At 53.7% G+C, this 24240-nt stretch carries 18 protein-coding genes and 1 other annotated feature; of the genes, 3 read left to right on the plus strand and 15 right to left on the minus strand.

Annotated features, from left to right (window positions below; genetic code table 11):
- Window positions 1-114 precede the first annotated feature (114 nt).
- Complete coding sequence (locus GZH47_RS02595) at window positions 115-1803, minus strand: glutamine--tRNA ligase/YqeY domain fusion protein (RefSeq protein ID WP_162638400.1); 1689 nt, start codon at window positions 1801-1803, stop codon at window positions 115-117.
- A 74-nt stretch (window positions 1804-1877) separates the two neighbouring features.
- Window positions 1878-2128: a binding site (T-box leader), on the minus strand.
- A 173-nt stretch (window positions 2129-2301) separates the two neighbouring features.
- Here GZH47_RS02595 and GZH47_RS02600 point away from each other — a divergent pair.
- The 3 genes from GZH47_RS02600 to GZH47_RS02610 are packed head-to-tail and all read left to right on the plus strand — an operon-like array spanning window position 2302 to window position 6256.
- Window positions 2302-3870: a spore germination protein gene (locus tag GZH47_RS02600; RefSeq protein WP_225446341.1), complete on the plus strand. Its 1569-nt coding sequence runs from the start codon at window positions 2302-2304 to the stop codon at window positions 3868-3870.
- Between the two features lie 32 nt (window positions 3871-3902).
- A complete protein-coding gene (locus GZH47_RS02605; RefSeq protein WP_162638402.1) occupies window positions 3903-5120 on the plus strand; it encodes a Ger(x)C family spore germination protein in 1218 nt (405 codons plus the stop codon).
- 20 nt (window positions 5121-5140) lie between these two features.
- Entirely contained in the window at window positions 5141-6256 is a 1116-nt protein-coding gene (locus GZH47_RS02610) for a GerAB/ArcD/ProY family transporter (protein ID WP_162638403.1), read from the plus strand.
- On the opposite strand, the gene GZH47_RS02615 is transcribed toward GZH47_RS02610, so the two are convergent.
- From GZH47_RS02615 to GZH47_RS02680, 14 genes are all read right to left on the minus strand, one after another.
- Window positions 6197-6502, minus strand: a complete 306-nt coding sequence (locus tag GZH47_RS02615) for a YczF family membrane protein (protein WP_162638404.1) — start codon at window positions 6500-6502, stop codon at window positions 6197-6199. The genes GZH47_RS02610 and GZH47_RS02615 overlap by 60 nt on opposite strands.
- A gap of 114 nt (window positions 6503-6616) precedes the next feature.
- Window positions 6617-7018 (minus strand): VOC family protein, encoded by a 402-nt coding sequence (locus GZH47_RS02620; RefSeq protein ID WP_192043575.1) that lies wholly within the window; start codon window positions 7016-7018, stop codon window positions 6617-6619.
- 25 nt (window positions 7019-7043) lie between these two features.
- Window positions 7044-7805, minus strand: coding sequence for an alpha/beta fold hydrolase (locus GZH47_RS02625; RefSeq protein WP_225446342.1), 762 nt, complete (start codon window positions 7803-7805; stop codon window positions 7044-7046).
- Window positions 7806-7821: 16 nt separating this feature from the next.
- Complete coding sequence (locus GZH47_RS02630; protein ID WP_162638405.1) at window positions 7822-8571, minus strand: alpha/beta fold hydrolase; 750 nt, start codon at window positions 8569-8571, stop codon at window positions 7822-7824.
- Between the two features lie 217 nt (window positions 8572-8788).
- The gene (locus tag GZH47_RS02635) at window positions 8789-13798 is read right to left on the minus strand and encodes a sugar-binding protein (RefSeq protein ID WP_162638406.1); all 5010 of its coding nucleotides are present in this window, start codon (window positions 13796-13798) and stop codon (window positions 8789-8791) included.
- Window positions 13799-14062: 264 nt separating this feature from the next.
- Window positions 14063-14899, minus strand: coding sequence for a M15 family metallopeptidase (locus tag GZH47_RS02640; protein WP_162638407.1), 837 nt, complete (start codon window positions 14897-14899; stop codon window positions 14063-14065).
- Between the two features lie 124 nt (window positions 14900-15023).
- Entirely contained in the window at window positions 15024-16325 is a 1302-nt protein-coding gene (locus GZH47_RS02645; protein WP_162638408.1) for an ABC transporter substrate-binding protein, read from the minus strand.
- Between the two features lie 40 nt (window positions 16326-16365).
- Window positions 16366-17529: an efflux RND transporter periplasmic adaptor subunit gene (locus tag GZH47_RS02650; protein ID WP_162638409.1), complete on the minus strand. Its 1164-nt coding sequence runs from the start codon at window positions 17527-17529 to the stop codon at window positions 16366-16368.
- Between the two features lie 16 nt (window positions 17530-17545).
- Window positions 17546-18412 (minus strand): carbohydrate ABC transporter permease, encoded by an 867-nt coding sequence (locus tag GZH47_RS02655; RefSeq protein WP_225446343.1) that lies wholly within the window; start codon window positions 18410-18412, stop codon window positions 17546-17548.
- 19 nt (window positions 18413-18431) lie between these two features.
- Entirely contained in the window at window positions 18432-19346 is a 915-nt protein-coding gene (locus GZH47_RS02660; protein WP_192043576.1) for a carbohydrate ABC transporter permease, read from the minus strand.
- A gap of 87 nt (window positions 19347-19433) precedes the next feature.
- Window positions 19434-20519 (minus strand): sensor histidine kinase, encoded by a 1086-nt coding sequence (locus GZH47_RS02665; protein ID WP_162638410.1) that lies wholly within the window; start codon window positions 20517-20519, stop codon window positions 19434-19436.
- A gap of 60 nt (window positions 20520-20579) precedes the next feature.
- Window positions 20580-21482, minus strand: coding sequence for a M15 family metallopeptidase (locus GZH47_RS02670; protein ID WP_162638411.1), 903 nt, complete (start codon window positions 21480-21482; stop codon window positions 20580-20582).
- Between the two features lie 256 nt (window positions 21483-21738).
- Window positions 21739-22527 carry an enoyl-CoA hydratase-related protein gene (locus GZH47_RS02675; protein WP_162645043.1) on the minus strand — a complete coding sequence of 263 codons (789 nt, stop codon included), beginning with the start codon at window positions 22525-22527 and terminating at the stop codon, window positions 21739-21741.
- A gap of 152 nt (window positions 22528-22679) precedes the next feature.
- Entirely contained in the window at window positions 22680-24224 is a 1545-nt protein-coding gene (locus tag GZH47_RS02680) for an acyl-CoA carboxylase subunit beta (protein WP_162645044.1), read from the minus strand.
- Window positions 24225-24240 lie beyond the last annotated feature (16 nt).

Genomic DNA, 24240 nt, shown 5'->3' on the forward strand with positions numbered 1-24240 from the left:
AAACGATATGCGGTTTGTTTCTACTAGCGTACACGCAGCAGCGGATCTTGTAAAGTCTAGAATCGGACTTGGAACAGCTTTAATGAAGCGTCGTAAGCGGAGGCCAAGGCAAAGTTAACCGTTCTTCGCCCGCCATGAATCCTTCAACGGTACGATACGGTGAAACACTAGCGGGCCATCGGCGCATGCCATCCGATCCACGGAGAAGTAACCATGCCGCAGGAATTGGTACTTCTGTTCCGGATCCGCATGCCGGACGGACGGCTCCACCAGTACGTCCTTCAACGTCACCAGCGAATTCGGATTCAGCGAAGCCGTCCAATCGCCGTCGTCCTTCGGAATTTCCTGGTCAAGCAGCAGCGGCTCGTATAGATGGACATCAGCTCTAACGGCATGATCAGCCGATACCCAATGGATCGTCCCTTTTACTTTGCGCCCGGCAAACCCGGTGCCGCTTCTCGTTAGCGGGTCGTAGGTGCAGCGCAGCTCCGTTACCTCGCCGGTTTCCGGGTCCTTGACGATGTCCTCGCACTTGATGAAATACGCCCCTTTCAGCCTGACCTCGCCGCCCGGGACCAGCCGGTGAAATCCCTTGGCAGGCTGCTCCATGAAGTCATCCCGTTCGATATAGAGCGTCTTGGCGAAAGGAACTTCTCTTATGCCGAGTGCTTCGTTCTCGCTGTTGTTCTCGATGCCGAGCAGCTCAGCGCCATCATCCGGATAGTTGGCAATGACCACTTTCAGCGGATGCAGCACGGCCATCACGCTTGGCGCCGCAGCTTTCAATTCTTGCCTGAGGCAATGATCCAAGAGCGAGATGTCGACGGTGCTCGAGGTTCGGATGCTTCCGATTTCGTCAATAAATCGGCGTATGCTCTCCGGCGTGAAGCCCCTTCGCCTCAAGCCGCGAAGCGTCGGGAGCCTGGGATCGTCCCAGCCGTCGACATACCCGCCTTCGACCAACTGACGCAAGAACCGTTTGCTCGTTACGACGCCCGTCAAGCTCAACCGCCCGAATTCCCGTTGCCGCGGCGGCTCCGGGATTTCAAGCTCCGTCAAGACCCATTCGTACAGCGGCCGGTGATCCTTGAATTCGATGGAGCATAAGGAGTACGTGATCCCTTCGATCGCGTCTTGAATCGGATGGGCGAAATCATACATCGGATAGATGCACCAGTCCTTCCCCGTCCGATAGTGCTCGGCGTGCAGGATGCGATAGAGCACCGGATCGCGTAGATTCATGTTCGGCGAGCTCATATCGATTTTGGCGCGAACGACTTTCGAGGAAGCGGGGAAATCGCCGTTCTTCATTTGCGCGAACAACGCCAAATTCTCTTCAACCGATCGATTGCGATATGGGCTGTCTCGGCCCGGTTCCGTCAGCGTTCCCCGGTATGCCGTCATGTCGTCCGGCGCGAGATCGCAGACATAAGCCTTCCCTCGTTCGATCAAGGTTACGGCGGCGTTATAGATCTCGTTCGAGTAGTCCGAACCGTAGTAGATGTGCCGGCCCGGATCGAAGCCGAGCCATCGGATATCCTCGATGATCGCTTCCACGTACGCGATATCTTCCTTCAGCGGATTCGTGTCGTCGAAGCGCAAATGAAACTGCCCGTTAAAAGCCTGCGCCATCGCATGATTCGTTTGAATCGCATAGGCGCTGCCAATATGCAGATAGCCATTCGGTTCGGGCGGGAATCGCGTGCGCATGGCTCTGGCGAACGGATGCCGTTCCAGTTCCTCAGTTATCGTTTTGAATAAGAACTGATCTGCGTGCCGCTCGCTGCTGGTAAGGTTACTCATAGTCGGCGCCTCCTAATGAACGTGATCGACGTACCTGCGAAAACAAAAAAAACTTCACCTCCAAGACCAGTTGTCTTGGGGACGAAGAATTCGCGGTGCCACCCCAGCTTCATTAATATGTCGCCATATTAACCTCTTCAAGTACGGCATGGTCATCCATGGTTATACTCTAGCTCTGTAACGGGAGCTCCCGTCATGCCATCCCCTTCGGGTTCCGGCAAGCTGCTCAGAGGCTTGTTTCGGGAAACGTCCTTCGCTCCTTCCCACCTGCCGGAGCTCTCTGTGCAAGAACTTGTTCCCCTACTCTTCTCTTCATCGCGTTTTGAATATTGCAAATAGTGTAACAATTAGAATTCGTCCTGTAAACCTCCATTCATCCAATCGTTCGAAAATGTTCGGAATAATTGCCGCCCGCGTAGGTAAAAAAAGGAGAAATAAGGCATACTACCCCAAATGCGGCTTGTCTTGAACTTTGATGCACGCGGAGGTGCGAACGCCATGAAGACGCGATCGGCAGCATTCGGCAAGGCCGGATCCAGCAAAGGAAGCGACGAGCTCGAACTCCCGACAGGGAAGCTCGATCCGGATTTGGACGTCAACTTAGCGCGATTAAAATCCGAACTCGTAGCAAGTCCCGATCTGATCGTGCGCAAGTTCACGCTGCGGACCGGGCAAGCGCTTCACGTGGCAGCGATCTATCTAGAGTCCTTAGCGGACAAGGCAATGGTGAACGACATCGTCATGCGCTCGTTAATGTCGCCGTTCCTGCCCGAAATACCGGAAGGAGCAGCGACGCCCGAGGACGCGTTCCGCTATATCTGCGATAACGCGCTGGCTGTCGCCCAGATCGAAATCATCGATAATTGGACTTCCCTGCTGCTGGAGCTGTTGACGGGCAAAATCATTCTGCTCGTAGACGGTTGGGACCAATGCATATGCGGCAACACCATCGGCGGCGATAAACGGGAAGTATCGGAAGCGAGCACCCAAGTCGTCATTCGCGGACCGAAGGACAGCTTCTCCGAATCCATAGCAACGAACATTACGCTCGTACGACGCCGAATAAAGAGCCCGAAGTTCGGCTTCGACTCGATCAAGATCGGTTCCGTCACGCAGACAACCGTCGCCATGCTGTATATCGACGGCATCGCCAAGGAGGAAATCAAGCAAGAGGTTCGGGCCCGCCTGGAGAAAATCAATACGGATGCGATCTTGGAATCCGGGTACATCGAGGAATTCATCGAAGACAATTGGAGCTCGCCTTTCCCTACCGTGTTCAACACGGAGCGGCCGGACGTGATCGCCGCGAATTTGCTTGAAGGGCGCATCGCGATCTTGGTCGACGGAACGCCCTTCGCCTTGGTCGTCCCCACCGTGCTGTCGCAGTTTTTTGCCGCAGCCGAGGACTATTACCAACGGTACGACATCGGGACCTTTCTCCGTTTGCTGCGGTATATGGCTTTCATCATCTCTTTGTTCGGTCCTGCCTTCTACATCGCCTTGACGACGTTTCACCAAGAGATGATTCCGACGACGCTCCTGATCAACTTGTCGGGCGCCCGGGAAGGCGTGCCCTTTCCGGCGCTTCTCGAGGCCTTCATCATGGAAATGAGCTTTGAAATCCTAAGGGAAGCCGGCATTCGGATGCCGCGGGCGGTCGGCCAAGCCGTATCGATCGTAGGAGCGCTCGTTCTGGGCGAAGCGGCCGTCCAAGCCGGCATCGTCTCTCCGATCATGGTCATCGTCGTGGCCATTACCGCGATCGCCAATTTCTCGATTCCGGCGTACAATCTGGCAATTACGGCGAGGCTGCTCCGCTTTCTATTCATGATCGCAGCCGGATTTCTCGGGTTCTACGGCATCATGCTCGGCTTGATCATGATGGTCGCGCACATGAATTCATTGCGGTCGTTCGGCGTATCGTTCCTGTCTCCGCTCGTGCCGCTTAAGTATAAGCAAATGAAAGACGTCTTCGTGCGTCTCCCGCACTGGAGCATTCTGCAGCGACCGGACGATACGGCGGAAGCAACCGTTCGGATGTCTCCGGGGCAGAAACCGAAGACCTAGTCCTGGCGAACATGTAAAGGGGCTCTTATCGGATGAAGAATCATAATCGCTTATCGAGGCTGATCCTCGTTGCGTTCGTTCTCGCTTCGACCTTCTTGGTGTCCGGCTGTTGGAACAGCAGAGAACTGAATAAATTGGCGATCGTAACGGCAATCTCGATCGACAAAGCGGCAAACTCCGATAAATACGAGCTCGCTTTCCAGGTCGTCATGCCGGGGGAATTGTCCAGTTCAGGGAAGAGCAGCAAAGGCTATGCGCCGTTCACCGTATATAGCGTCCAAGCTTCCACGCTGTTCGAAGGCATTCGCAAGGCATCCAAGCAGGTTCCGAGACAATTGTTCTTCTCGCATATCCAAGTCGTCATTCTCGGTGAAAGGCTGGCTAAGTCGGGAATCAAAGACATTTTCGATTTCTTCGAACGCTCGCACGAAGTGAGGCTGACCTCGATGCTGCTGCTCGCAAGGGGCAATTCTCCCGGCCAATTGCTCAGCGCCCTCATGCCGCTCGAACCGTTGCAGGCGGAAGCCTTGATCGGGACCGGCTTAAGCTCGGGACGGATTTGGTCCGGCTCGCCCGTTATCGGCATCGATGAAGCGATCCGCAAGCTCGTCAATCCGGGCGCGGAGCCCTCGATCAGCGGTCTCCGGATCGTAGGCGACGAGGAGTCGGTCGACAAGAAGCAGAGCCTGGAGCAGACGCATCCGCCCTACCATCTCGAAATCAGCGGCGTCGCCATGTTCCGCGAAGGCAAGCTTGCCGGATGGCTGGATCATGACAAAGCGAAAGGCTATATGTTCGTCATCAATCAAATGAGGAGCACGATCATGAATTTGGGCTGCGAAGACATGAAGAACGGTCTCGCGCTCGAGGTGGTCAAAAGCAAAACGAAAACCGCGGTCACCATGAAAGAAGGCAAGGCCATGGTGAACATCGACGTTTCGGCGGAAGGCAACATCGCGGAAGTGAAATGCGGCATTCCGCTGACGGATCTCTCCGCGCTGTACAAGGTGGAGCAGGATTGGAGCACCAAGACGAAGGCGAATATGATGGCGGCCATCCGCAGCGCGCAAGCGCAGCAGTCGGACGTGTTCGGCTTCGGCGAAATCTTGCAGCGCACCCATCCGAAAGCATGGCGGAAAGTCCAGGATAACTGGGCGGAAACGTTCGCGGAGGCAGAGGTCCATATTTCCTTCCGGGGACAGATCTTGCGGTCCGGCATGCGGGGCAAATCGTTATTGGAAGAATCTTGACTAAAAGGAGGCATGGCAGCATGAATAAACCGCTCGAGGTCATTGGCCCGCTGCATTTATTCGCATGGATCACCTTGTTCGAGCTGGGCACGGCCGTCGTAATTTCCGTCGGCATGGATGCGAAGCAGGATGCGTGGCTGGTGATATTGATCGGCTGTTTAATCGGAATCGCCATGTTTGCCGGCGTATACGGGACCTTGTACAAGCTGTATCCGGACAGCAGCATGACCGAATACGCGCGTAAAATCATCGGACCGGTGCCGGGGTGGCTGCTCGGTTTCGTTTATCTGCTGTATTTCATCTACATTGCCGGCCGCGATACCCGCGATTTCATCGATCTGCTGTCCGCGGCGGCCTACGATGCCACGCCTATGTTCGCACTTGCCGTATTCATGCTGATTGCCGTCAGCTATACCATTTACTTGGGGGTCGAGGTATTCGGGAGAACGGCTTTCTTGTTCTTTCTGCTCAGCTGCGGGATATTCATGTTCATTATCGTGCTGGTCGTATTCTCGGACATGTCGGACAGCCGCAGGATGCTGCCCGTGCTCGGCGATGGCTGGAACCCGGTCTTGAAAGCCCTGTTCCCGACCAACCTCACCTTCCCGTTCGGCGAAATGATCGTGATGACGATGTTCCTGCCGTATTTGAGCAAAACCTTCAAAGCGGTGAAGATCGGCAGCGGCGCAATGGCGCTGAGCGCACTGATACTGTGCGTCGTGACGTTCGTGAACATCTCCGTGCTGGGAATCGAGATCGCTTCCCGGGCGACGTTCCCGCTCTTCACTTCGCTCAGCCGGCTGCGGCTCGCGGAGATCGTGCAGCGCATGGACGCCCTCGTGCTGTTCATGCTGATCATCTGCAGTTTCTTCAAAATCGGCACGTTCATGTTCGCGGCGATATTGGCAGCCCGGGACTTGTTCCGCGTAACCAATCATACAACGCTGATTATGCCGGTCGGCTTAGTCATCTTGATCACGACGCTTACGGTTTCGGGAAGCTTGACGGAGCATTTGCAGGAAGGGCTGAAGATCGTGCCCTATTACCTCCATCTGCCCCTTCAATTCGCGATTCCGTTATTGCTGCTGATTATCGGTTTGCTGCGGCGCGGACGGCGTTCCGCCGCTTCCTCCTGACGGTTCGCTCGAACCCGTATTCGGCCATAATCGCCGGAGCATGGCAACGAGCGGTTTTCGCACGAAGAAGAAGAGGAGAATCGCAAAAATCGTTTTTTCAACGGAATCCAGCATTTTGAAAGGGAATAGAAAGTTTCGCATGATTTGATCCGCGGGAAGCCGCTGCAGGAAATCCATCACGAGATCCAAAGCGAGAATGCAAGGAAGAAGCAAAGCGAATATCGCGTACGGTTTAACGCCGTTCATCGTTCAGCCCACCTGCCGTTTCTGGATGCTTGTCGATCGTATTATTTCCCAAAAACAGAAAAAACGACCGCTCCCGATGATATCGGGATGCAGTCGTCTCAAGCCGGATGTCCATCATTCGTTAACGTTGTACGGAGTTGCAAGCATCCACACATGTCCAAACGGATCTTCGATTTTACCTACGCGCTCTCCGTGCGGCAAATCCTGAATGGGTCTCAAGAGGACAGCTCCTTCATTCACGGCCCGCTTCACGGCATCGTCCACATTGCTCACGTATAGATAAATAATGACAGGTGTCCCGCCGAGCGATTTTGCCGAGCGATTGTGGCCTTGCCATTCATCCGCGATCATGATGCGGGCCTCGCCTACCCTGATTTCAGCATGCTCGATTTTCCCTTCGTCCGTCGTCATGCGGCTTACCTCCACGGCATGAAAGGTATTTTTGTAAAACTCGATTGCCCTGCTTGCATCATCGACCGCCAGCATAGGGATGGCAAGCGAAGCGCTGTTGCTCATAGCGTCGTTCCTCCTTAACCGTATGTTAATCCACTCCAGAAACTGCCGAAGCGAGAAATTGAAGAATCGTATCGTTCACCAGCGTTGGATTTTCCCTGACCATATGAGGCCGATGACTTCCGCTCGGAACGACGAGATACGCGGACCCTGCGACGAGCGAAGCCAGATGCTTGACCCTCTCTTCGCCGGCGAACGGATCATGCTCCCCGGTTATAAACAACGCCGGACACGAAATGCCGCCGAGCTGGTCAGGCGTCAGCTGCGGATACAGCCGCCAATCCTGCGCCGATTCCCGCATATGCGCCTGCCAATCGCCCCGGTGCGCTTCCGCATGGCGCTCCGTCATTTGATCGATCATATCCTGCTGATCGTTGGCAATGAGCCATTCCGGTTCGAATTGTTCGACGCCGGCCGGATCGCAGAAGCCGCTCGTACCGATGGTCGTTAGCGACGTGACGCGTTCCGGATGCAGGACGGCGAGGTATAACCCGACGTTCGCTCCCAAGCTGTAACCGATCAAGTGCGCCGTCGGAATATCCTGCTCGTCCATGAAGGCCAGAATATCGTCCGCAATTTGAGGCGTCGACCATGCCAAGCTCTCGCATCGCGTTCGGCCATGCCCGCGGAAGTCCGGAAAGTAGCAGTTATACTTCTTTTGAAAATCCAGCATTTGACTCGCGAAGGCCAATATCCCGCGGGAATAGCCGCTGTGCAGGAAGATGACCGTCTCGCCTGCCCCGAGTTGTTCGTAAAACATATCCAGGTCCTTTACTTGTACATGAGGCAATCGAATCTCTCCCTTCTTAACTGTGATCCGCGATAAATTGAAGAATGGTATCGTTCACGAAGACCGGCTGTTCGCGATTCATATGAGGGCGATGGCTGCCCCCGGGCACGACGACATACCGCGAGTCGGGAATGAGCGCCGTCACTCGTTTCATATCCGCCTCAGGGGCGAGCTCATCCAGTTCGCCGGCGATGAACAGCGAAGGACAGCGAATGGCTCTTAACTGATCGTCCGTAAGCTGAGGGTAGGAGCGCCAATCCTTGAGCTTGGTTCTTAAGAACGTCTGCCAATCGCCTCGATGCGCATCCCTATGCCGCTCTTCCATGGATTGAATAAAGGCGGCATTGTTCGTTTGCAGCAGCCGTTCCGGTTCAAACTCTTCCGAGCCCGCGGAGGCGACAAAACCGCATTGACCGATCGAAGTCAACGATGCAATTCGCTCGGGATGATTCAAGGCGCAATAAAGTGCCACTCCTCCGCCCATGCCATACCCGATGAGATGAACGTTAGGAATGTCCAGCTGATCCAGGAAAGCAATCATATCTTCAGCATGCTGCGGCGTACTCCATTCGAGGCTGTCGCTCCGTGTTCGCCCATGTCCCCTGAAATCCGGATAATAACAGGCATAGCTTGTTTGAAAATCGAGAATTTGACTGGCAAATGCCAGCAGGCCGCGCGAAAATCCGCTATGCAAGAACAAGACCGGACTTCCGATGCCAAGCTGTTCGTAATAGAGATCGATGCCGTTGCATGGAAGATAAGGCACCTTGCGCCAGCTCCTCTTAAGGGAATGGTATTCAGAATATTCGACCGCGACTATACAAATCCTCCCCTCGACGCGCTGATCGATTGCAATACGACCTAAAAAAAGACTGCCGACGGAATGATCGGCAGCCTCGCTGACTTATTGACTGGACGGAAGACTACAGTCTCGTCATTCTGTACTATCATTCTGTACGATACGAAGTACATCGAGTCTGCAACTACTTCTTCACCGTTACCTGCATCGTCACGCTGGAAGCAGCTCCTGCGTCGTTCACAAGTTCGCAGCGATACGTGTAGACGCCAACCGCTCTGCCGGAGATGGCCGTTACCGCGGATTGAGCTTGCGGGGTATGCGCGGCAAGCGATTGTTCATCGATCAGCACATCATTCTCGTACAGCCGGTACGCGGAGCCGTTCGTACCCCAATACATATTCATGCTGACGTTGAAGCTGCCGTCGCCATCCCAGTTATCGTTGGACAGGACCGGTTTGCCCGGTGCCGCATCCTTCACGGTGACGGTCATCGCTTTGCTTCGCGTCGTGCCGAACGAATTGCTCAGCTCGACATAATACGTATACGTGCCGTTCTTGCGGCCGCTGATGGAGGTTGCCGCGGATTGGGCTTGCGGCGAATTGTCCGTCAGCGTCTGCGTATCGATCAAGACATCATTCTCGTACAGCTTATACGTATTGCCATTGTTGCCGTACCAGACATTCATCGTCACCTTGTAATCGCCGTCCAGCAGTCCGGTATCATAGCCGTTGTCATTCGATAAAACAGGTTCGCCCGGGGCGGCCTTGCTCTTGGTTACGATGTTATTTACCTCTGCCACTGCCGTCCCGGCATTGCCTGCTGCATCGATGAATTCGAACGTAAAGCTGCCATTGGACGAGAACGAGTACTTGTCGGATCCGCCATTATTCGTGACGGTTACAGGTTCGTTCGCCGTGAGCGCAGCGACTACCGGTCCCGAAGTCGAATCCGTGCTGCTGTACTGAATCGCCCCGGCGGGAGCCGTTTGATCCAGCTTGAATGCGAGCGTCTTCGGTTCCTCCGTTTGACCCGCTGCATTCGTCGAGCGGTAGGTTACGGTGTACGACCCGTCTTGGTCGAACGTAACCGGCGCTGCATACGGCAGCCAAGTCGATCCGCCGTCGAGGCTGTATTCGGTCTTCGCAGCATCCGAATCCGGCGTTAAATTGAGCATTACCGGATGCACGTACCAGCCGTTCTGGCCGTCCGGCTGCGCCGGCACTGCAGCGGCGTTCGTTACCGGAGGCTGCGAAGGCGGGGTATCTTCCCCGAGCGACGTCCTGTCCGTCAGAATCAAATCCCCGTATAAATTCGGATCTTTCGAGAAGCCGATGCCGCTCATGTACTCCATCCAGCCTCTTCTGCCTGCGCCGTCGTTGTCGTTGACAAGGAAGGAGAAGCCGACGTTCGTTCCGGATGCGGCCGTCATTCCTGCCGGCAGGATATCGGTCCATTTGATCGCCAATTCATAGTTGGTCCGGTTGCCATCCCGTTTGATTTCGGCGAGCGAATTTTCCAGATTGCCGGCTCCGTAACCGCCGCTCTTCATGATGACGCCGGTGTCGGTATTGAGCGCGAAGCCGTTCTCGCTGCTCTTGATCGTGCCGGGACCTTGCGCCCGTCCAGGATCGATCGTAAATTGAATGCCGTCGCCCTGCCAGCTAAGGCCAGGCGCATACGGATTGTAGTCCGTATTATCCGTGACGCTTACGGCCAGATACAAGTAATTCGCATCCCATTTGGTGTAAGCGGTCGCGCTCAAGTCATCCGTTCCACCCCAGTCGGTCATCAGCTTGACCTGCGACGCATCGTTCAGCTGGAAGGATTGCGCATGATTCCACTCGCCGGCATCGATGACGCCGTCAATGTCGATCGGGGCTTCCGCCTTCACCGAGGTCAGCGAAGTCAAATTCCGTTCGATCACTTGCGAGCTGCCGTCATTACGGTCGATTCGCAGCTTCACGTTCGTAGGCGCGTAAATGTCGAGCGTAGGCGCATCGAATCTCACTTCGCCGACCGAATTCGGCGCAATCGTATCGAACGCCGCGCTGCCTGCCATCGACTCCGGCTGCAGGATCGTAACCGTTCCTCCGCTCAATGTGCCTTTATTGCTGAGGTTCGTGATTTTGACCGAAAGGTCGTATCCCGTCCCTGCATCGTTGACTTGCGGAGACATCTCGACTTTCGACGGCTCGGACATTTGCGTCTCGACTTTCAGTTTGGCATACAGATTGCCGGATTCGCTTGTCGGATAGATCCGGATTTCGCCCGTGGCATGATCCGTCGTTTCCGGCGCGGTGAACGTCAGCGTATCCGTCGTTTGGCCGGCGCCGAACTGTCCGCCCGAGGTCAATTCCCAGCCTGCCGGCAGTTCCACCGCGTACGTGCCGGAGAGATTCTCGGCACCGGCAGTTCTCGTAATATGGATGGATGCCGCATCTCCAGGCGCTACGCTGATCTTCGGCGTATCTGCCGAGAAAGCCGGCGTTGATCCGAGCGTAGGCGCCTGCGCGAAGCTGCCTTCGATATAGATCGGCTGCTCGGATGCCGTTAACGTAACGGCGCCGCCGATCGTGTCGTACTGCTGTTGATTGCCGAACAAGTCAGCGACGCTTAGCGGGCTTCCGCCCAGGTTCAAATTAATCGCTTGGCTGTTCTTGTTCGCCCACAGTACGAGAATATCTTTGTTCGCTGCTGCCTGATGGAACTTATAGATGCGGATATTGCTGTCGAGCGTATTATACGATTCGACGAAAGCGGCGCCGGCCAACAGGTCCGATGCCGCGTTAAAAGCGACGAAGGACGGCTTGGCCGTTAGATCGGAGCGCACGATACCGCCGTTCGTTTCATAGAACGTCGGATCCGTGCCGTCATTCATGAAGTCGTACCAGTAAATTTTCTTGATCAAATCGTTGTTTGCCAGCGTGGTCACGTACAATTGCGCCGCGTAAGCCGCCGACGTGCTCTCCGGAAGGCCGCCGTAACCGGTCTCTTGCGTGGCATAGCCGGTTTCCGTCAACAACAGGTCGATATTCTTCGTAATGCCCTTGCCTTGAATATAATCGCGCAGGTCTTGGAAATTGCCGACGAGTCCTTCGTTCTCGGGATTGTTATTGCTGTACACGTGGAAGGAAATCGCGTCCGCGTAATCGCATGCGCCGAGGTCAATGAGTTGTTTCAGCCAGTTGGCGTCGTATTGGAAGGCCACGCCTGCGACGACCTTCATGTCCGGCGCAACGCTCTTCACGGCTGCATAGGCAAGCTTCAGAAACTTGAAGTATTCCGCTGCCGATCCGCCGGAGTTGTATTCGTTGCCGACTTCCATGTACTCGGCTTTGCCGATCATCGAAGTCGCATACGTCTTGGCGTAGCTGCTGAAATCCGCATAATACTGCTCCGACCCTGCGGCCGCTTGGGAGAAGCCGGAGAGGCTGAGGCCTGTCAGCATGTTGATGCCGTAAGCCGCCGCTTTATCGGACACGTCGGCATGCGCATCCCTGATGTTGGTCGCGCCGGATTGCACGATGAGCGGCAAGCCAAGGTCAACGTTGCTCCAGCTGATGCTGTAATGACTGTTCATGCCGAGGAACGGAGCGACTGACTTCCCGGTAAGATCCGCGATCACGCTGAAATAGTAGCTCTCGTTCAATTGCGTCGAGCCGTCAGGCGTCCCGGCATGGACGGATAAGGTATACGTTCCCTTGGGCAGCGTGCCGAAAGACAACGGTTTGATGAATCCGGGCTCATTCGGCTCCAGATTGACGTCGAATTGACCGCTCTTGACGATGCTGCTGGAATAGTCGAGCACGGAGTAGTCGACGTTCAAGTCTTCGCTCGTATCGAACTGATTGCCGAAGGAGAGATTGATCGTCGGCGATTCATCGGACTTGAAGATGTTGCCGGTCTTCGCGCTGCTGCCTTCGATCGTCAAGATCGGGAATTTCTCCATCGTGATGCTGTGAAAAGCAATCGGCGCGCTCGTGTTGATTCTGAAGTCGGCGCCGTTGTTTTCCCGACCTGCGAATTTAACGTCGTCCAACGTATACGTTACGGATTTCCACGTGTTCGTACCCGTCAAGTACGTCGTCGTGTTCGGACCGCCGGACCAATTATAGAGCACGGAGTCGTAGAGCAAGCTGAAGCTCTGCTTGCCGTCCAATAATGCATCGTAATAATTAATCGTGACGGTGACTTTATGCTTGCCGTCGTAGATGTACTTATCGCTTACATTGCCGTAGATGCCAAATGCTCCCGTGGCCGGATTCGTCTGCAATCCGCTGATGCCGTCGTACGTGACAGCCGTCGCGCCGGGGCCGTCTCCTGGCCACACCGAGATACCGCGATTGATATTGGTAGCGCCAAGTACTGCGCTGATCGGGCCGTTATTAATCGTGACCGGAATCGCGGCGGACAATCCGTTATAAGACGCAGTAACGGTCGTCGATCCTGTGGAGACTGCCGTGATCGTGCCGCTGCCATCAACAGTCGCAACTGCCGGGGTACTGCTAGTCCAATTGACGTTTCGCTTGTTCATGACGCTGTTATTCTGATCGCGGACGGTCGCGGACACTTGCTGGACGCTTTGCGCATTCATGGTGACTTCCGCGGGATCGACGCTGATCGCAGTCGGTTCCGAAGGCTCCGCCGCCGTTTCGACCGTGACTTTATGGATGGCGATCGGCACATTGGTGTCGAGGCGAATGTCCGCGCCGTTCTCCATGTTCGCGAATTGCGCATCGCTTAACGTGTAGGTCACGGTCTTCCACGTATTGCTGCCTGTCAGGATCGTCTTCGGTACGTTATAGTCCCAAGCCGTACCGGTTGAGTTATACGAGAAGCCGAAGCCTTCGCCGATCAATCCGCTGTCGTAATACTCGAAGGAAACATTGACGTGGTTGGTGCCGCCGTTAATAAAGTCATCCGACACATTCAAATAAATATAATGATTCCCGCTTGCCGGGTTCGTCTCCCAGCCTTCTTGACCGTCGTAAGTGACCTTGTTGACGCTTCCGCCGTCCCCTGCCCAGGCGGAGATCCCGTTCTCCACATAGGCGGATCCCAAGGTAATGTCAACGGGGCCCGCATTGGACCCCGCTGCCGCGTAGGCGCGTTCGTTCCCGGCGACCGCTGCGAAAGTTCCCGCAATGAGCGTCAAGCTCAATAGCGCGGCAAACCCTTTCTTAACCTTCCTCATAGAACGTCCTCCCACTTGTGTTCGCATAGTAATGCATGCTTCTCACTCGAATACGATCCGGTTGTCAGGCTTGTACACGTACAGCGACTCTAGGTCCTCCTCTCGCGGAATTGTAGAAATATGGAAACCCCTCGCAAGTAACAGCGTACCACTCCCTATGTAAGTAATTACATGGGGTAATCTTCAGGTTTCTATGGTAATTTTCAGCATTAGCCGGATTCGGGCGCTGGCGGCGACCATGACGGATGGGAATCATCTTTATGTTCAGAAGCGCGCTAAATACACCTCGAGCGTAATTCCCGACTTCTGAATCTCCTTGGCTGGATCGACGCCAACGTAGCGGACATGCCATGGCTCGTACATGTAGCCGGTTTCTGTTTCCTTTCCCTTTTCGTACCGCACGATAAAGCCGAACTCTGCGGCGTGCGCCTTCAGCCATTTACCTTCCTTGGTATCTCCGTAACGATCTTCGAGCCGGTAATGGACGCTGGCGCTGGAGACGTCCATAGCAAGGCCCGTTTGATGCTCGCTTTGGCCCGGATGGGCGCTAAACGTATTGGCTTCTTCCTCCCCGTGCGTACGAGCATAGGCGTTAAAAATCGCCCGCTGCGACTGGTACGAGCGGTAGCCGGACACTGCTTTTAGCTCGATGCCCTCCTGTTTGGCGCTGGCGAACAGCTGGCCGAGCGCGTCCGCGGCGACTTTGCGCATTTCCTGCTTCGGACTGCTGCCGCAGAAGGAGAACTCTACCGGTGCCTTGACGAGATCGGGCGGCACATAGCTGGAATCCAATTCACGCTGCTTGTTTACGAGCACGAGCGTGCTGGTTGAATTCGTAACGTAGTCAATGCCGTCTTTCTTGCTGATAGTTCTTGATGCGGCATTGTCGTACAAGAACTGCTGCATCTCCGTCTTGGACATGGTTGTTTGACTGCCCGCATTCGGTTGTGTAATCGGCGTGCTCCCCGCGTCTGAATCCGCTTTGGCACAATTGCCGATGGCAGCTTGGAAGAGCGGGGTTTGAGTCGATAGGATGCCCGCACCTAGAGAAACGAAGATCAAGACGATAAGAATAAGTACCGTTTTTTTCAAAGCATTCATGCCTCCTTTGCATCGCCGCCTTGCGTTCAACATGTAAGACGACGCCTGCTTCGCGTTTCAGTTGTATTTGATCCGTTCGAAAAAGAGAAAGCAGCCCACGATGCGGGCTGCATTCAGTCCTCTGTTATTCGTTTAATAAAGTCGTCACCTTGTTCTGGATCAGCTTGGCTACCTCTTCCGCAGACTTTTGTCCGCCGAAGAATGATCTGACCTCGTCTCCGACAATGAAAATCACTTGACCGTCTGCATCCGAATAGTTATCTGCTGTATCAATAAGTTGTTTGAACTGAGTGAACTCTTCATCCGATACCTTCGGCACTTTCCCGTTTGGAAGCTTATAAGTCCCGCTTTTCACTTGTTCTTGAATGTCGTTCAACTGCTTCTCATTCACGGATTTAAGCAGCGAAAACCCTTCTCTCCCTTGCAGCGATTGCCCTTCTTCGGATAATAAGTAGGCAATGACTTTCCAAGCCTCCGCTTTAGCCGGAGATTTGGCATTTATGGCGAATTGGGACGATACAACGATCCTCGTTCCGCCTTTTTGTTCCGGCTTTTGCAGCAATTTCGGATTGGCGAAGAGAAGATGAGGACCATTAATTAGTTCAGCCGGCGATTGCAAGACAGTCGAATAAAACAATTGCTTGCCTATGTCCGCAGGTCCCGATGTCATCACGTTATCATCGAACATTTTTTTGATTCGTTGCATCGTTTCCAAAAATTCGGGCGAATCGAATTTAGCTTTTTTTGCCTTAGCATCAACAAAATCCGCGTATTTATCAACAATCATCTCTTGAAATATAAGCTCTGGGGGATCATTCGCTAACGCGTAGCGCCGCTGCGGGCCGCTGTCTCCCAACTTCTTCGAAATCTCCTCGAATTCCTTCCAAGTCCAATTCTTATCGTCGACATGCGCGTTCTTCAGAATGTCTCCATCCCCGATGAATGCCCGCAGGGTGAATCCTAAGGGCATGGCGTAGGAACCGCCGTTCAACTTCAACGCATTCAACACGTTCGTTTGCAAATCGCTTTCATTGATCGTTTTGTCTTGCTCGATGAGCTCGTCCATGTTCAGGATAAGCTTTTTGTTCGCATAATCTTGGATAGGCAAGTTGCCAATTTCGAAGATATCGGCACCTTTGCCCGATAACAAAGCCGCATTCATCGTCTTCTGGTATTTTTCGGAATCATCTGAAATCTGAAGCTGCAGATCGATGTCAGGATACTTTTCTTCAACCTTTTTTTCGATCGTTTTATAAAATGCGTCCGATTGTGAAGGCCATAGCTGCAACGCCAAAGTAACGATTGTTTTCCCTTCTATTGTGTCGGGCTTGACCGTGCTTGCCGATTCATTGCCGTCTCCAGAACTGCATGCGGTCACTGATAACGACAGCATAGTAATAAATAAGAGATACAAACACTTTTTCATGGATTGAATTCCTCCTGAATTTCATCGTCTATATGCGTCACTATTGCAAACGAACGCGGTTTCCGTCTTGTAAAGGCTCACTGCTTTCGAGAATAATCAAATCATCCTCATAGAGACTGTCCGATTGAATCATGGTTTCCTTGCCGCTCGCTTCGCTAGCTTGAATTTGGATTTTACGGGCAATGTATACATTGCCTAACGCCCCTCTCTGTTCTTCGATTCGATAGACGAACGCGCCGTCGCGATCGTGATGAATAGCCTCATTGGACACGAGCAATCCCTCTTGGCGCGAGCGGTTCTCGAGTTTGATCTTTGCCTGCTCGCCTCCTTTCAACCCGGAGTCCATGATCTGGATACGAAGCGTCTTCTGCGGAATCGAGAGTGCCTGATCCGTTTCTTCGTCGCCCGTCGGGCTACCGGGCCTCGGGTCCGTATTCGCGATTTCATCAATCGTGCCTTGAACGATGCGGGTTTGATGATCTTGGCCCGTATCGACTTCAACCTCAATCTTTGCTCCGATTGAAATGCCCATCTCGGCTACAAGCGCCGAATCGGCGGATATATCCAAGCGATACCCCCGGATGCTATTCGTAATCAGAAGATCCGGTTGTCCTGCCGATACCAATCCTTCAACGGCATTCAAGCGGGTTATAATGCCGTCAAATGGCGCGTTTATTTCCTGTTGGCTGACAAGCCGGTCTCTCAGCTCGGCAATTTTACGTTCCTGCGTGCCCAGATCAAGCTGACTCGTTTCGATGTCGCGCTTTAATTTCCGAATCTGGAGTTCGTCTCCTTCATGCATCGAAAGGATGTACTGATCCTGAATGTTCCGCAGTCCGATGTTTTGTTTGTTCAGGACGGTGACCTCGTCTTTCAGTTCGCTTTCTGCAGTTCTGCTGTCGTAAAGGATGAGCTTCTGCCCCTTCTTCACGCGATCTCCTTCTTTGACGAGAATCTTATCCGCCTTCCAGCCAGCTGTATTCGATAGTTTCGCTTCGACGGCCGGCTGCAGCATACCGCTTCCTGCCAGCGTAACGACAAGACTCCCTTTACTCGGCTTTTCCGTCCTCACTTTCGGTAACGTGAGCGACTGCAGCGTGTTGCTGAACAAGGTAAAAAACAGCAGCACGCCCATGAACAGAAAGAATGCGATTTGAATGATTCGCTTGCGCCTGCGTTCTGCAGGCACGTTCTCAGATTCCATCCCCCGTCTAATCCTCCTATCCTTTGATGCCCGACAATTGAACGCCTTTAATGAAATACGTTTCCGCAAAAAGAAACAGCAGCACCGCCGGGGCCATGTAGATCATCGATGCGGCGGATGCAATCCCCTCGCCGTCAATGCGTGATAAGAAAACCGAGAGCGGCTGCTTGAACGGATCGTCCAGAAATACAAGCGGCTGCTCGACCATGTTCCAATAATCGACGAACAATAGGATAACAAGCGCTGCCAGGCCCGGTTTGACCATCGGAATGATAATCTTGCAAAAAATCCGTACATGTCCGGCTCCGTCCATCTTAGCCGCTTCGATATAGGCATATGGAATTTCCAGCATGAACTGCCTGAGCATAAACACGCCGAATGCCGCGAATATGCCAGGTAAAATAATGGCATTCGCACTACCCAGCAAACCAAGCTTATCGGCGATGATATAATTCGGAACCAGCGTCACTTGGAAGGGCATGAGCATCGTCAAGACATAGACCAGAAACAAGAATTCTCGCCCGCGAAACTTCAGCTTGGATAACGCGTATGCAGCGAGCGCTGCTACAAGGACTTGTCCCGCAATAATAGGCGCCACTAGGAATACGGAATTCCAGAACATCGCCAAATATCTGGGGCTGTCCACTAACACCTTGCCATACTGCATCAGGGTCACTTGATCCGGCAACAGCTTCAAATTCACGAAAGCATGCTCTCTCCCCGCGACCGCTTGATTCATTTGTCCGATCTGTCCGTAATTCATCCCGATTTCCTGGTCTGTCATGAGCGAATTCGTGAACGTGATCACAATGGGGAATAATAACAGGATTGCTATAGCGCACATAACGACCGTTAACGCGCTTTTTTTCATAACGGCAGCCATCTGCTCGACCTTCCTCCTCCTATTCCATGAATCGCCGATATTGGCGTTCGAGCGTAAACAATGCCAAGACGATCAGCAGAATGCATCCGGCCATTAAGGTCGCCGCAGCCGTTAGCTTCTGAATATCCAACGATGAGAACATGTTGTTCATATAGTGCTGCATGCCGTAGATGCTGTCATGCGGATAATCGCCCGCGATCAAATACGTCTCCCGAAATACTTTAAACGAATTAATAATCGACATGATGACCACAAAAAACATCGTAGAGGTGAGATAGATGAGTGTAATACCGCCAAACTGCCGTAATCTTCCTGCCCCCTCTATTTGGGCGGTTTCATAATAATCCTTCGGGATTTGCTGCAGCCCCGCCAATAATAAAATGACGTTGTATCCGATGTTCTTCCATAAATAAACGACGAGAATGACATATCGGGCCGCATCGGTTTTCATCCAATCCACGCGATCGAAGCCGAAGCCGCCGCTCAGCCAGGCGTTCATGGAGCCGTTCCAGTCGAAAAGGATTTGCCATACGAGAACAACCGAGGCGACCGGAACGACAAGCGGCAGCACATAGGCCGTCCGCAGCCATTTTCGCAAGTACATATTTTTGTTCAAGATCACCGCTATGCCCAGCGACAACACGAGAATAAGCGGAACGCTAACCGCGCTGAAATAAAACGTATTGGATGCCGCCTTCCGGAAAGAATCGCTTGCAAGCAGCTCGCGGTAATTATTCAATCCGGTGAAATGGTTGTCTACCGTATTGTCCATAAAGGAATCGAACACCGACATGGCAAACGGTATCAGGTAAAACAGCGCGAATCCGCAAGCGCTCGGAGCAAGAAACATCAATGCCGCCGAAGCATCCTGCCGGATCCATTTTTTTATCGTTGTCGCCTTTAGGTAACCATGCCAAAAACCCCGCTTCTTCATTTACTTTTTCCTCCCCCCACTCCATAAAGAATAGGTTAGAAAAATAAAATCAGAAGTGGGGTTATTTTAAAAGATTCCTTAAATGACTTATATAGGCAGCTTGATTTCAAAGAGCGTGCGAACCGAATTGCTTTGAGCTGTAATTTCACCTTGATGCTGCGCCACGATATTTTGCGCGATGAACAGGCCAAGACCGGTACCGCCCTCCCGGTAAGCCCGAGCCCGATCTCCGGAATAAAAGACATCGAATATATGAGGAAGCTCTTCCGAAGGAATGCGATCTCCATAATTAATGATTTCGATTACCGCATGATCGCCTTCAATAGCGCCATGAACATCGATAAACCTGCCGTCGCTTCCATAGCGGACGGCATTCGACAGCAGATTTTCGAATACGCGCGCCAATGCCTCCCCGTCTCCGGAAATCATCATATGCGGCGCCAAGTTCAATCGGGCCGTTAAGTTGTTTTTCTCGAAAACGGGGTACAATTCCTCGTTCAGCTGCTCGAGAAGCTCGCTTAAGTCGATCGAATTAACTACGATGGCAAGTTTGCCATAGTTCAATCTAGTGATCTCGAACAGCTCGTCGATCAGTTTCTCCAACCGTTGGGACTTCGTGAATGCAATCATCGCGAAGTGATTAATTTGTTCCGCAGTCAGTTGATCGCCTTTAAGAATGAAATCCAAATAGCCTAAGACGGAGGTCAGCGGCGTACGCAAATCATGCGCCAAGTTCAATACCAATTGTTCCTTGCTGTTCTCCGCGAAATCCCCTCTCTCCAAAGCTAGCCGCAATTTTTCGCTTGCCAGATTGATGTCTCTCGCAATGTCTTCGAATTCATCTTGGGAAGCGATCTCGACGCGCTTATCGAATTCGCCGTTTGCAAGTTGATTGATCCCCAAGGAAATCGCATCGAAATATTGAACGTAACGCTTCGTGAGCAGGAAGAAAAATAAGATCGAGAGCGGGATGAAAATAATGAGAAAAAAATTGACGTCACCGATATCCCGGATGAAATAGCGGATTCTTGTCGAAGGATCTTCAAGTTTCGTTGTATGATAATAAAGCGATAGGGATTTGTAGATCAAATACGTTATCGTTCCAGAGAACAATAAGCTCAACCCGGAAAACTTGATCATCTTGAACCGAAAGCTTCGGAACGTTTTAGCCATTGCATGTATCCCCCGCTCCGCCCATTCTTATTGGTTCATTCCCATTCTTCTCTATGCGATTCATGCGTCCTGATCGCGAAGCACGGTCACAATGACGCCGTCCGTATTGTTGCCCGAGATCTCGTAGCGGCCATTCTCTGGCACCGTGATCGTCGTGTTATTGCTGACGGGATAGTAATGAATCTCATAGGTTTGATGATTTACAGTCGCCGTAATGGTCTTCTTCTTTTTCAAGTAATCCAAGTATTCTTCCAAGACCATATTTTTCGCTTGCATAATCAAGCTGTGCGGCAATCCCACATAACGAAAATGCCAAGGCTCGAATTGAATCCCTGTGATTGCCGTTTTATCCACGGGATAACGCAAGATAAACCCGTAGCTCCATGCGTTATTTTTCAGCCATTTTCCTTCTGGCGCCCGATTCATTTCAGCTATCGAAGATCCTATATCGAGCGATAAACCCAAATTATGTTCGCTGTAGCCCGCAGGCAACGCATAATCAGGTCCCATTTGTTGATAAAGCTCATCTTGTTTTTCTTCGTCCCGATACCCGCTGCTGATGATAAAGTGGTTCACCCCATCGTTCGCCGCGGCTCCAATCATGGTAGCGAATTTCTTGACCAAGCTCGGCGACAACCGAATGGAATTATCCAGCAACGCGAATCCTTGCACCAGTTCTCCATGCCGAGACAGGCTGGCCTCTTCGGACTCTTCTCCCCCTGAAGGTATGGGATGCTCCTTATTTACCAATAATAAATCGCCTTTGTAAATCTGGGCTTTTGTTACGGCAATCGTATGTCCGTTCTTTTGAGGCGTCCCCCCTTGAACGGGATGATTCACTTTCGACGGTTCTTCGATAACGACTTTCGGCAACTCTGCAATAACGACTTTCGGTTTATGCTGCGCAGCTCCATAACCGATCAGTAACAGTACGACAACAAACCCAAAAACCCACTTTTTCATTTATCATTTCTCCTTATCAGTCTCAGTCGCTCAAGGATAAGGAAAACTAATTAAAAAGAGTGGGGAGAGAATTAAAATATTTCTTAATATAAGAAAGAGGTGCCGCTTCGCCCTTCGAGGATGCCTAAACTATGATGCGGCGAACGAAAAGCCGGGATGTCCAGTTGGACGCTCCCGGCTTGATGGTAACTCTTTTGAAAATGCCGCCGCGGCGGCATGAATGCAAGGGCGAACGGCAGCGAGAGACACTGCCCTCCTACTCCCCTTTGAACCGAGGCGGCCGCTTCTCGCGAAACGCTTCCAGCGCCTCCAGCCGATCCTTCGTCGGCAGCAGTAATTCGTAGGCCTCTGTTTCGATCGTCAGCGCCGTCGTCAGATCGGCATCCATGCCGGCATGGATCGCGGCTTTCGCCTGGTATACGGCAAGCGGCGCATTCGCCAATATTTCATCCGCCAGCATCGTGCACATGTCCGACAGATGACCCAAGTCGTCCGCGACGCCATTGACGATGCCCCATTCCAACGCTTGATCCGCGGTGATACGCCGCGCCGTCAAGATGAGCTCCTTCGCCCGAGCCGGGCCGATTAATCGCGGCAGGCGCTGCGTTCCGCCAGCACCGGGAATAATGCCCAGGCCCGCTTCCGTCAGGCCGAGCATGGCCCCCCTGACGGCATAGCGAAAATCGCAGGCCAGCGCGAGCTCAAGGCCCCCGCCGAACGCATACCCGTTAATTGCCGCGATCGTCGGCTGGGGCAGCCGTTCGAGCGCGGCGAACACGGCTTTGATTCGCGACAGGCTCTGACGGATTTGATTCAGCTCGCCGTTCGCCAGCCGTTCCTTCAAATCCGCGCCTGCGCTGAACGCTCGCCCCTCGCCTTCGATGATAACCACGCGGATGCCGCGCGTGTTATTCCTGGTTTCATCGATAATGGCCCTCAGCTCGTCAAGCATGGCCCCATTGAGCGCATTCATGCTCTCCGGACGGCTCAGACGTATCCTTCCGATATGGCCCTGCCGCTTCCACTGCACCAGCTTCTCCGCCACGGCGTTCACCCCACGATTGCCGCCGCTCCGTCACGAGCGTTCCCGCCTCGCCTGCCGCTAATCCGTCATCGGCGTTCACTCATCTTAAGCCGCGGCTTTATTGTCGGTTCGCATTCCACCTGCCTGCCTGCCTGCCACCTGCCCGCCTCGCCTCAAACCGGATATACCGGATGCTTCCGTTCCGTGAAAACGATGCTTTTCGACGCATACGCCTCAAACCGTTTGATCAATTCCTTGCGCAAGCCATGCGCGGGAACGATTCCGTCGATGACCATGTCCGCCGCGAGCTGGTACAAGTCGATATCTCTGCGGTACTCCTCCCGTTTGCCTTCGATATACTGGGCGCGCTCCGCTTCCGGCAGCTCGGCGATCTTGTTCGCGTATACCGCGTTCACTGCCGCTTCGGGCCCCATGACGGCGATTTGCGCCGATGGCAGCGCGAGGCAGCAGTCCGGCTCGAACGCCGGTCCGGCCATTGCGTAGAGTCCGGCTCCGTAGGCTTTGCGGACGATGACGCTAATCTTGGGCACCGTCGCTTCGGACACGGCCGCGATCATTTTGGCGCCATGCCGGATGATGCCCGCCTGCTCGACCGCCGTGCCGACCATGAACCCCGGGACGTCCGCCAGGAACAGCAGCGGAATGTGAAAAGCGTCGCATAAGTGAATGAATTTGGCCGCTTTATCGGCGGAATCGTGGAACAGGATGCCGCCTTTCGTCTTCGGCTGGTTGGCGATGATTCCGACCGGCTTGCCGGCGAGCCTCGCCAGTCCGGTAATGATTTCTTTGGCGAAGAGCCGCTTGATTTCGAAGAAGGAGTGCTCGTCGATCAGTCCGTCTATGAAGCCGTACATATCGAACGGCGTATATTGATCGTTCGGAATCAATTCGCTCAGCGAACGGTCGGCGTCCGCAGGCGCCCGGGCTTCCCGGACGGGCGGCTTCTCGGTGAAATTCGAGGGGAAATAGGAGAGGTATGCCCGGGCGAGCGCAATCGCTTCTTCCTCGCTCTTCGCCAGCACGTCCCCGCAGCCGGAGACGGAACAATGCATTTTGGCTCCGCCGAGCGCTTCCAGCGTGGCCTTCTCGCCCGTTACCATCTCCACGATGCGCGGGGAGCCGAGGTACATCGATGCATGGCCCTCCACCATGACGACGATATCGCAAAAGGCCGGAATGTACGCGCCGCCCGCCGCCGACGGACCGAACAGGATGCAGATCTGCGGCACTTTGCCCGACAGCTTCACTTCGTTGTAGAAGATTCGCCCCGCTCCGCGGCGTCCGGGATACATGAGCGCCTGATCCGTAATCCGCGCCCCCGCCGAGTCGACGAGGTACAGCAGCGGGATACGCAGTTTATCGGCGGATTCCTGCATGCGGATGATTTTCTCGACGGTACGGGCGCCCCATGAGCCGGCTTTGACGGTGGAATCGTTGGCGATGACGCCTACAGTCCTGCCGTGAATCCGGCCGATCACCGTGACGACGCCGTCGGCGGGCAGCCCTTCTTCCATGCAATTCGCGAACAAAGCATCCTCGATTTCAAAATCCGGATCGAGCAGCAGCTTCAGCCGGTCGCGAACGAACAGCTTGCCCTGCTCCGCATTCTTCGCGTGATATTTGGCGGCGCCGCCCTGCTTGATCCCCTTGATCTCTTCCTGCAGCCGGTCATTCCCGGCTTCGCGTCCGTTCTCCATCGGCCGGAACTCCCCT

It is taken from the genome of Paenibacillus rhizovicinus, from assembly GCF_010365285.1.
Lineage (GTDB): Bacteria > Bacillota > Bacilli > Paenibacillales > Paenibacillaceae > Paenibacillus_Z > Paenibacillus_Z rhizovicinus.

Coding starts and splice junctions, on each gene's coding strand:
- GZH47_RS02595 (WP_162638400.1), bottom strand. CDS start 1,803: ATGAGTAACCTTACCAGCAGCGAGCGGCACGCAGATCAGTTCTTATTC.
- GZH47_RS02600 (WP_225446341.1), top strand. CDS start 2,302: ATGAAGACGCGATCGGCAGCATTCGGCAAGGCCGGATCCAGCAAAGGA.
- GZH47_RS02605 (WP_162638402.1), top strand. CDS start 3,903: ATGAAGAATCATAATCGCTTATCGAGGCTGATCCTCGTTGCGTTCGTT.
- GZH47_RS02610 (WP_162638403.1), top strand. CDS start 5,141: ATGAATAAACCGCTCGAGGTCATTGGCCCGCTGCATTTATTCGCATGG.
- GZH47_RS02615 (WP_162638404.1), bottom strand. CDS start 6,502: ATGAACGGCGTTAAACCGTACGCGATATTCGCTTTGCTTCTTCCTTGC.
- GZH47_RS02620 (WP_192043575.1), bottom strand. CDS start 7,018: ATGAGCAACAGCGCTTCGCTTGCCATCCCTATGCTGGCGGTCGATGAT.
- GZH47_RS02635 (WP_162638406.1), bottom strand. CDS start 13,798: ATGAGGAAGGTTAAGAAAGGGTTTGCCGCGCTATTGAGCTTGACGCTC.
- GZH47_RS02640 (WP_162638407.1), bottom strand. CDS start 14,899: ATGAATGCTTTGAAAAAAACGGTACTTATTCTTATCGTCTTGATCTTC.
- GZH47_RS02645 (WP_162638408.1), bottom strand. CDS start 16,325: ATGAAAAAGTGTTTGTATCTCTTATTTATTACTATGCTGTCGTTATCA.
- GZH47_RS02650 (WP_162638409.1), bottom strand. CDS start 17,529: ATGGAATCTGAGAACGTGCCTGCAGAACGCAGGCGCAAGCGAATCATT.
- GZH47_RS02655 (WP_225446343.1), bottom strand. CDS start 18,412: ATGGCTGCCGTTATGAAAAAAAGCGCGTTAACGGTCGTTATGTGCGCT.
- GZH47_RS02660 (WP_192043576.1), bottom strand. CDS start 19,346: ATGAAGAAGCGGGGTTTTTGGCATGGTTACCTAAAGGCGACAACGATA.
- GZH47_RS02665 (WP_162638410.1), bottom strand. CDS start 20,519: ATGGCTAAAACGTTCCGAAGCTTTCGGTTCAAGATGATCAAGTTTTCC.
- GZH47_RS02670 (WP_162638411.1), bottom strand. CDS start 21,482: ATGAAAAAGTGGGTTTTTGGGTTTGTTGTCGTACTGTTACTGATCGGT.
- GZH47_RS02680 (WP_162645044.1), bottom strand. CDS start 24,224: ATGGAGAACGGACGCGAAGCCGGGAATGACCGGCTGCAGGAAGAGATC.